The organism is Glaciimonas sp. GG7 (assembly GCF_052976905.1).
The window spans coordinates 17895-27377 of sequence record NZ_JBRIIQ010000055.1; the positions used below are offsets into that span (position 1 = coordinate 17895).

Sequence of the window (9483 nt, forward strand, 5' to 3'; positions counted from 1 at the left end):
AGAAATTCAAGCTCGAGACCTTGAATTTAATCGTAACGAAGCGATAAACAAACCAAACAGCAAATAGCCCAATGCATTGACTGTCAACTGTCCAATAATTGACCAGGAAAGTAAGGCAAGACTAGTTGTGATCCACAGCATGAGCGGCAAGGAATTTCCGGTTGACTTTACGATAAACAATGATTTGCGTAACCCAATCGCAATTACCAGAAGCTTCAGCCCGATGAATGCAAAGCCCAGTAAGCCCCCTTCCAAAATCGTGCGGGCTGCCTCGGTTTCTGCGAGCAAGAATGTGCGTTCCCCTGTTGCAACGGTTCCTGCAAAATTGGTGCCGACACCAATACCGTGGCCGAGTAACGGTAGTCCCTTATAAACACCGGGTTCCCCGAAGAACATGGAGACGAGGCGACTGGAAAAATTTTCTGATTGTGCCGCGGCCTCAAAACGTTCCTCCGTTGCATCAACTGCACGGGAAAATACAAATGCGACTGATGCGAGCATCATCGCAATTATGACAACCACTATCAGCGCGCTTCCCTTTTTTGAGCCCTTCGAGTAGACGAGCGAAGCAAGGGCGTATACAGAAAATAGCAGCCCCAGAAATATGACAGCACCGCGCGATCCACTGACCAACGTGGCAATACCCAGGGCAAGCAGGCACGCCTTAGGCATCCATTTTCTTTTCCATAATTTGACCTCTGGCGCAAGCACCGCAAGCACGAAAGGCGTTGCCAGGCCCAGAAACACGGTATAACCGAGCGTGAATGAGAAGGTGCCTGTTGTGCGTACAATATCAGCTGTAACTAGGAATACTGAGCTTCCATCACCATCTACCTGCTTGTTTATAAATACCCCAGGCGGGAGAAAATGCTGCGCGATTGCGAGGGGGGTCATGACGAGCAATAGCAACAAAATCGTTTTTGAAATGACACTGAAATCGTGTTCGGTGAGCGATACTGCCGCAGCGTAGGCAAACCAGAGGTACAGAAGCCAAAATCTTGCACCAATAATAAAGATGAAGGGGGAGCTTTGATTAACGATGAGCTGCAATAGTCCCCATACAACAACAACAGCGGTCCATAGCCATAAGATCTGAGTACCTATTTTCGTAAGTTTCAGTCGGTTGGTTTTGATTGCCCAAAAAATACCGTAAAGCGCCATTGCATCTCGCAGAAGTACCAGAGGATTAGTGAAGGCAGAAGAAATCCACTTACGCACAGCACCTTCAAAAATGACGACAAGTAAAACCGCAATAAAGAGTTTGCCTATGGTGCTCAATCGAGGATTGTTTCTGACGCGGTTTCTGGGGAGGTTGAGGATAGTACTGTTGTAATCCATTAATGCATCCAGTCCTGAATGAGTGTTCCGACACGCTCGCGATAAGCTTGCCAAGTAAAGTGTCGCGATGCACCGAGCGCATGTTCACGGGCAGCAAATAGTGATCCACGATTCTCAATCCGCTCCTTTACGCAACGATAAAGGTTGTCTTCATCGCACGTAACAACCCAGCCTGAACCGGGAAACTGCTCAATCATCGCTTTGGCACCGGTTTGAGTCGATACGATGGCGGGTGTACCGCAAGCCATTGCTTCCGCTACCACCATGCCGAATGAATCAAAGCGCGACGGCAATAAAAGACAGTCTGCCTCTGCCAGCATATGAAACAGTTCAGCCTGCGCCACGCCCGGGTAATACTTTGCATTCGGCGTCTGTTCAATTTCTTCAACCCAGCCTAGCTCCCCCTGCCCACCGACGAAGCTAAGACGGTAGGGAAGTGCTTCTGCGCCCAGCCGTCTGAAAGCGGCCAGAATGACGTCAATTGCTTTCCTATGACTTAACACTCCGGCAAAAATAAAGTGAAGCGGCCGAGCATGAGGGGACCAAACGCTAACATCCTTTGGTAGCGTCGCACCTAATAATGTCGGGCGCACTTTTTCAGAGGGTACGCCTGCTTCCAGATAGCCTTCAGCAGCTAAAGGTGAGCAGGTAAGAATCATATCGGCCAAGGCAACCTCTTCATCCTTACGGCGGTTAATTTCTGCCAGATAAGGAGTGGGTTTGACATCAATTAATCGCGCACCGGCCAGATGATGTAAGGATGGGGCATCCAATATGCAACGTGCTCCAATGGCTTTGGCCGCGCGAAATGTGTGGTACGCAGAATTCTCATAAGCGATGACAACCTTGGGTTGAATCTTCGCAATATGTTTAGCTACCCACCAGTCAAATAAATGGAAAATACGGTGCGCGTAATCTTCACGCGAGAAACCTGACGGAAGAACGGAGCCCACGCGCAACAAACCCTGAAAAATCATCGGATGCCGCCTGAATTTACGTGGAATTTCCACTTTTTTTACACGTCGGGTATAAGAAGCTGGTAACCAAAACGGCAGTGTTTCGCTATCACATACCACAGGAACAGCGGACCAGAATGCATGGAGTAGTTCTCGCTCATGTAAGGCCCATGCAAGTTGGTGTGCATGTTGCAGACCCGGGTGGGAGATGAAAACGTTATGCATAACCAGCCCCGTTTACAAGGCTATGCAGGGTTGTTACATGTGCACTAACCTTGTGGCGCTGGTACCAATTCCAAGCTTGAGAGCTAATGTCCTGGAGGGCATTCACTTGTAACGCCAATCGCGGTATGCCAGCGAGGTAATGCTGATTTGCAATAAGTTCATCGGCAGGTTCATAGTTCTTTGAAATCAGTACAGGACATACTCCGTGCGCACAAAATGCTGCAAATACCCCACTTTTGGCGACGCAGTCGGCTTGATAAGAAGCTAGACCAAACATGGCGTCGGTAAGGTGAGTACTGACGGCTTCTGGTGCAAGGTGCCCGAATTGGATGACGCCTTTTCTTTGTAATAAGGTAGAAATTTCAGGATCCTGGATTGTTGGTCCGATGTCATATATCACCAGCCCTTGTTCTTGCGCCCAGATAAAAAGAGCCTCACCAGCAGAGCGATAGGTCTTGGCGCGCAAGGCGGACCCACCAAACACAATAATCTTCTGCGCTCGTTGAGGCGAATACGCTGACGTCTCACCGACATTCGAAAACACCGGTAGAACAGCATGGGGCTTGTTGTCTGCTGTGCGGCACAACCAGTGCGCCGACGCTTCAGAGTTGGTAATCCAGAAGTCTGAAAGACTAGCCAAACGGCGGGCAATGTGTCTTTGTACTGGTGAAAGCCAGAATGCAGAGCCCGAAGGCGGGCCGAAGGCATAAAGTTCGTGAAAGAAGATACCGAGTGTTTTGATGTGAGGGCGATCGGTTTGGATTTTATTGAGCAACCAGAGTGGGGCACCACGCTTGGCGAAACCGTAACCAGAGAAGTGGAGCAAACAATGCTCTGGCAGACGGTTATCAAGTGCACTTTTTCTTGAAAGTGGGAATTTAGCAGCGTCACTATCCCAGTGCAGACTTACATCAACGTAATCTGCAACGCCGCCAGGACTTGGAGCGTAGATATGAGTAATCTGGTTAATCATCAAGGGTTTTAATATTTTCACAAGTATTCGAATGAATATAAATTTCGATTATTAAATTCTAAAAATCTCAGTGAGAATTTAAAAATGAAATTATTTTTGATAAGCATCCTCGATTTAAAATCAGTGCAATAAATTCGACTTAATTATATGGGGACATAGTTACTCTTGTTTTTAGTGCCGTAATCTATATTCGCTTGTTGAGATACTCAGTATTTATATATGTGCAGTAGGGGATTAAGTGCTAATTATCGCCAATTTTTTAATAATAATCTGAGTAGTGCTATTTGAACCGTTAAGGTCGTAATCGCATTCGCCAAATTAAGAAGTAATGCTTTATGCGTCGTATCAATACCAATAACTTGAATAAATATTATCTGGACGGAAAGTGTTGCAATAACATATAAATATTGACGGCTGGTGTACGCGCGTGCCGCAAGCAGAGTAAAAAGAAAGCCAACAAAATAAGTAATAATGGGAGCAGCAAAGGCAAGCGCTACTTCAGCAGTCAGGAACGTATAGTGGTGACCTAATAGTAATAACCATTTCTCTGGAAAAATAATTGCACTAGTAAAAACAAGTCCAAAGAAAATTAACTGCAAAAGAAGAATGAAGCTAGCTAATTTAATAAATTCTTGTTTAGTTTTCATCCTGGAAAATATGGGCTGAAATAAAAAACCATTCAGCATTCCGAAAAAAGCAAAGATTTGGCCGAAGCGCCCGAGAGCGCCAACTTCGGCAATGGATTTTGTATCTCCCAAGATGCTAATAAGAAAAATACTAATCTGAACCTGAAATGCAAAATATAACGCACCCGGAATCAGCGGGAGAATAAATGTCCATAGTTGTTTAAGATAAACACTATCGTATTTTTCATTTTCATCTAAATATAATTTACATCTGGATTTAAGCAGCCAGTTCATGACTATGCAAGTTATCAGGTTGGTGATAATGCTAACCAAGGCAAATGGTAGTAAATAGCACAGTGATAATGTTAATACTAGCCGTATTACTGCGCCGCTTAGGCTCGATTGTATATTGCCATACCAGTCATGATGAATATTTAATATGACGTTACGTAATACCGATTTTTGCTGGACCCAGCAAGTAATTAATATCAGAGCGATAAAAATACAAACATTCCATGTATCCAGGCCCTGACGATGAAAAACAGTATAGGATATTGCTATGACAAATATTGAGATGAATGCGAGTAGATAGCGGCGAAAATGCAGTGCGCTGGCATATAAGCGGCTTAAGCCGATTTTGTCGTCAGATAATTTTGTTCCGTAAGTTGTCATCGCAGTTGAAAGATTTAAATCGGAACCTGTCGATCCAAGCCCTAAAAATAAATTGGCCGTTATAAACAAGCCGTATTCGGTAGTAGGTAATATACGTAAAAGCAATAGTGCGGTAATTAAATTTATTATCTGGACGAACGCCTGTCCGCCCAGAAATTTGGATATTAAAGATATCCATTTTTTTATGTCAGATATTAGCAATTTATTTTTTTAGGAAATCTTGGTACGTCTGTTGCAGGCCCGCTGCCAAGTTGATCTGTGCGCACCAACCCATACCAGCCAGATTCGTAACATCCATTAACTTACGGGGAGTACCGTCCTGTTTGCTGATATCAAAAGCGAGTTCGCCTTGGTAGCCAATCGTCTGCGCAATCCTCTCTGCCAACTCCCGTATCGTCACATCCTGCCCAGTCCCAACATTGATATGCGACTGCATAGCTTCCGTATGCGCATCATAAACACCCCGATCCAGCCCCATCACATGCACACTAGCCTCAGCCATGTCATCGACATACAAAAACTCCCGCTTAGGCGTCCCAGTCCCCCAGATCACCACCTGCTCGTCCCCATTGATCTTCGCTTCATGAAAGCGGCGGATCAGACCGGGGATGACGTGGCTGTTTTCGGGGTGATAGTTATCGCCGGGGCCGTATAGGTTGGTGGGCATGACGCTGCGGTAGTCGGTGCTGTATTGACGGTTGTAGCTTTCGCACAGTTTGATGCCGGCGATTTTGGCGATGGCGTAGGGTTCGTTGGTGGGTTCTAGCTTGCCTGTGAGCAGGTATTCTTCTTTGATCGGTTGTTCGGCCATTCTCGGGTAGATGCAGGAGGAGCCGAGGAATAGCAGTTTTTGCACGCCAGCGGACCATGCCTGATGGATGACGTTGGCTTCCATCATCAGGTTTTGGTAGATGAATTCTGCCGGGTAGGTGTTGTTGGCGTGGATGCCGCCGACTTTGGCGGCGGCCAGATAGACTTCGTCGATCTTTTCGCTCTGGAAGAAGGCGCGCACCTGGGCCTGGTCGGTCAGGTCTAGTTCGGCGTGGGTGCGGGTGATGATGTTGGTGTCGCCGCGCTGGGTCAGCGTACGCACGATGGCTGCGCCTACCATGCCGCGGTGGCCTGCGACGTAGATGCGTTTTTGCGAGTTATCTGGGGTGTGATGCATGTATTGGGTGCTCGTTATGCTGCTTGCGATCCGATTGGTTGGTGGTGCGTCATGTTGCGTCAGGACTTACGCACATTTCGGATATCCGTTCGCACTGAGTTGCGCAGTATCGACGTCGGTATTCATCGTAAGTGCATCTTCGATACGCTGCGCTACTCAGTCCGAACGGGTTGTTATATGCATCGGCCTGAGTAAATCCTCATTAGGTTGTATTGGGTCGCATTGTGCCGCTCTGATCCGATATTTGATGCTACGGCAGTGTAGCCGATAAAACTCTGCATTCATTTTGTCGCTGAATATTTATTCGTGTCTGGCATAAATAGTGTAGCCATGCTGGTTCACCAATGCGTCTCTGCGAGTGGCGGCCAAATCGACTTCGACCATTTCTTTGACCAGTTGCGCGAAGCTTGTGACGGGCTTCCAGCCTAGTTTGGCGTGGGCTTTGCTCGGGTCGCCTAGCAGGGATTCCACTTCGGTGGGGCGGAAGTAGCGGGGGTCGACGCGTACGATGGCATGGCCTGTTTTGGCGGTTTTGTGCGGACCGGCGTTTATCAGGGTGGCGGTTTCGCTTTGGCCTTCTCCTTCCCACTTCAGGGTCATGCCAAGTTCGGTGGCGGCGGCGTTGACGAAGTCGCGCACGCTGTATTGGATACCTGTGGCGATGACGAAGTCTTCGGGCTGCTCTTGTTGCAGCATCAGCCATTGCATTTCGACATAGTCGCGCGCGTGGCCCCAGTCGCGTTTGGCGCTCATGTTGCCCAGATACAGGCAGTCTTGCAGGCCTAGCGCGATGCGGGACAGGGCGCGGGTGATTTTGCGGGTGACGAAGGTTTCGCCGCGCAGCGGGGATTCGTGGTTGAAGAGGATGCCGTTGCAGGCGTACATGCCATAGGCTTCACGGTAGTTGACGGTGATCCAGTAGGCGTACAGTTTGGCGACGGCATACGGGCTGCGCGGGTAGAAGGGCGTGGTTTCGCGTTGCGGGGTTTCTTGTACCAGACCGTATAGTTCGGAGGTCGATGCCTGGTAGAAGCGGGTTTTTTTCTCCAGACCGAGGATGCGGATCGCTTCCAAAACGCGCAGCGGGCCGAGCGCGTCGGAGTTGGCGGTGTATTCCGGTTCTTCGAAGGAGACGGCGACGTGGCTTTGCGCGGCGAGGTTGTAGATTTCGTCCGGTTGCACTTGCTGGATGATGCGGATCAGGGATGAGCTGTCGGTCATGTCGCCGTGGTGCAGGATGAAGCGGCGTGGCTCATCGTGCGGGTCCTGATACAGATGATCGATGCGGTCAGTGTTGAGTAGCGAGGTGCGGCGTTTGATGCCGTGGACGATGTAGCCTTTGCCGAGCAGTAGTTCCGCCAGATAAGCGCCGTCTTGACCGGTCACGCCGGTGATCAGGGCTACTTTTGGGGTGGTGGCTAGGTTATCTGGTGTTTTTGATGCTGTGGTCATGGCGTGTTCTTGGTTATTTGTTGGGTGTGCTTTTGCGTGCAATTGCCATAAAACCGTTCGGACTGAGTAAGCACAAAGTGCCGTATCGAAGAATCACCAACGTATGCAACTACTTCGATACGCCCTGAAGGGCTACTCAGTACGAACGGTTTTTTTGAATTCAAATACCACCCTGATCCGGCGAAGGAGAAAGCAGCATTAAGGAGATGGATTTCGCTATTCATTTAATAAGCATTTTTACTGGACCATCCATTGAAGACGGTCCAGACCAGAATGCGCAAGTCCATCAGGAGCGACCAGTGCTGGATGTAATGCAGGTCGCACTGCACCCGTTTTTCCATCTTGTCTAAGGTGTCGGTTTCTCCGCGCAGACCATGAATTTGTGCCCAGCCGGTGATGCCGGGCTTAACCCGGTGCCGCACCATGTATACCTCAAGAAGTTTTTCGTACATTTCATTGTGTACGAGCGCGTGCGGTCGTGGACCGACGACGGACATGTCGCCGATCAGTACGTTGATGAACTGTGGCAATTCGTCGATGCTGGTGCGTCTGAGAAATTTCCCGATTGGCGTCACGCGGTAGTCATTTTGTGTGGCTTGGGTGACCTGCTGGTGTTCTTGATGCAGCTTCATGGTGCGGAATTTGTAGATCATGAATTCCTTACCATTGAGGCCCAGCCTTGCTTGTTTAAAAAACACGGGGCCTGATGAAGTGAATTTAATACAGACACCGATGACTACAAATACGGGAGCTAATACGATCAGTGCTACCGTGGCGAACAATTTGTCGAGGAGGTGTTTGACCATGCCGCGCAAGCCTTGGGAAACCGGACGATTTAAGTCCACCGTGGGCAGGCCAAGAAAATCGACCATTTTATGGTTGAACATTTGCAGCCCCTGCGTATCGGGTACCCAGCGTACATCGATCAAGGCATTGCGCAGCAGGTACTGTATTTCATGCAAGCGGGCCGAGGCACTCATGGGCAATGTGATCCAGACTTCATTGATATGGTTTGCCGTTACATAGCCCTGAATGTCGTCTATTGTCTCTATGTGCGCCGCCGTTGCGGTGTCCAAGTGTGCTACATCTGTGCCATCGGCGTGGACGGCGACGACCTCGTAGCCATAACCTTCTTGTTGCAAGGCCCGTTGGTGCATTTCCTGCCCGGTGTGACCGTAGCCGATGATGACTACGCGTTTGGTATTGAAGCCTTTTTTGCGGAGTAGTCGGAGGGAAAAATAAATCACGATTCGGTACAGTCCCAGGAAAGTGATACCGGTCACATACCAGATAAGTAGCCACAAACGCGACAGATCTCCTACGTTGTGTATCAAAAAAGCAAAAAAAAGTCCACCGAGAAGAACCAGCGCCCACGCAGTAATCAGACGCCCAAACATGAACGGCATATAGCGCCCGCGCCAGGAGCTATACATGCCGAATTTTTGAAATGTGAAAAATGCCAGCCCGGTGCAGACATAGAGCAGAACCGTATGTATGGGCGCTACCATGTTGAGCGAGGCGTCGAATCGCAAATGACAGGCAGCTTCAGCCGCAAGCCATAAGAAGGCAACATCTGCGAATCGCCTCAATAATTCAAGTTCGAAAGGATGCTTGAAAATGAGGTCATTAGTTCGTGACATGGTGGGTACTTCGTTTGTTGTTGCTTGAAGTGTTGGTACGGACAACGATTGGCAGCACACCATACTTTTTATTGAAACGGAAGGCATGCGAGGAATTTGCGTTGCGCTAGTGCAGCATTAATTTTCATGTGTTGCAACTTAATGTAATTGTTGCATAAATTCAAGTAACACTATGCTATTTGTGCAAAAATTCTGCATGGAATTTTTTTGTTGTAAAGAGAGGGGTTCGTCTTCTGTGCATTGCTATAAATATGAATTTATGATGCATCTTGTGAATATCTGCGCATTGTAGTTATGCGTACTGGCATGTTTGCACTTATTTAAGTGCGTCGAAAGCTGTCAAAAGTACACGTTGTGTTTTCTTTTTTGTTGGAGTTTGTTGCTGGATCGATTCGTGCTTGTCCGTGGTACTCGGCATAGAACTACTGAGTCG

General features: G+C 48.4%; 7 protein-coding genes. All 7 read right to left on the reverse strand.

All coding sequences use genetic code 11. The features are described from left to right. Positions 1 to 6: 6 nt before the first annotated feature. On the reverse strand, positions 7 to 1338 hold the full coding sequence (locus tag ACVBEF_RS13460) for a hypothetical protein (RefSeq protein ID WP_447124455.1): 1332 nt from the start codon (positions 1336 to 1338) through the stop codon (positions 7 to 9). Then, positions 1338 to 2519, reverse strand: a complete 1182-nt coding sequence (locus ACVBEF_RS13465) for a glycosyltransferase family 4 protein (protein ID WP_447124456.1) — start codon at positions 2517 to 2519, stop codon at positions 1338 to 1340. Before ACVBEF_RS13465 ends, ACVBEF_RS13460 begins: the two co-directional genes overlap by 1 nt. After that, positions 2512 to 3513, reverse strand: a complete 1002-nt coding sequence (locus tag ACVBEF_RS13470; protein ID WP_447124457.1) for a hypothetical protein — start codon at positions 3511 to 3513, stop codon at positions 2512 to 2514. The genes ACVBEF_RS13465 and ACVBEF_RS13470 overlap by 8 nt, the downstream gene beginning before the upstream one ends. 224 nt (positions 3514 to 3737) lie before the next feature. Continuing rightward, the gene (locus ACVBEF_RS13475) at positions 3738 to 4991 is read right to left on the reverse strand and encodes a lipopolysaccharide biosynthesis protein (protein ID WP_447124458.1); all 1254 of its coding nucleotides are present in this window, start codon (positions 4989 to 4991) and stop codon (positions 3738 to 3740) included. Between the two features lies 1 nt (position 4992). Next, the gene (gene fcl / locus ACVBEF_RS13480) at positions 4993 to 5958 is read right to left on the reverse strand and encodes a GDP-L-fucose synthase (RefSeq protein ID WP_447124459.1); all 966 of its coding nucleotides are present in this window, start codon (positions 5956 to 5958) and stop codon (positions 4993 to 4995) included. 300 nt (positions 5959 to 6258) lie between these two features. Beyond that, positions 6259 to 7410, reverse strand: a complete 1152-nt coding sequence (gmd, locus tag ACVBEF_RS13485; RefSeq protein WP_447124460.1) for a GDP-mannose 4,6-dehydratase — start codon at positions 7408 to 7410, stop codon at positions 6259 to 6261. Positions 7411 to 7634: 224 nt separating this feature from the next. Then, positions 7635 to 9050, reverse strand: a complete 1416-nt coding sequence (locus tag ACVBEF_RS13490; protein WP_447124461.1) for an undecaprenyl-phosphate glucose phosphotransferase — start codon at positions 9048 to 9050, stop codon at positions 7635 to 7637. Between the last annotated feature and the right edge of the window lie 433 nt (positions 9051 to 9483).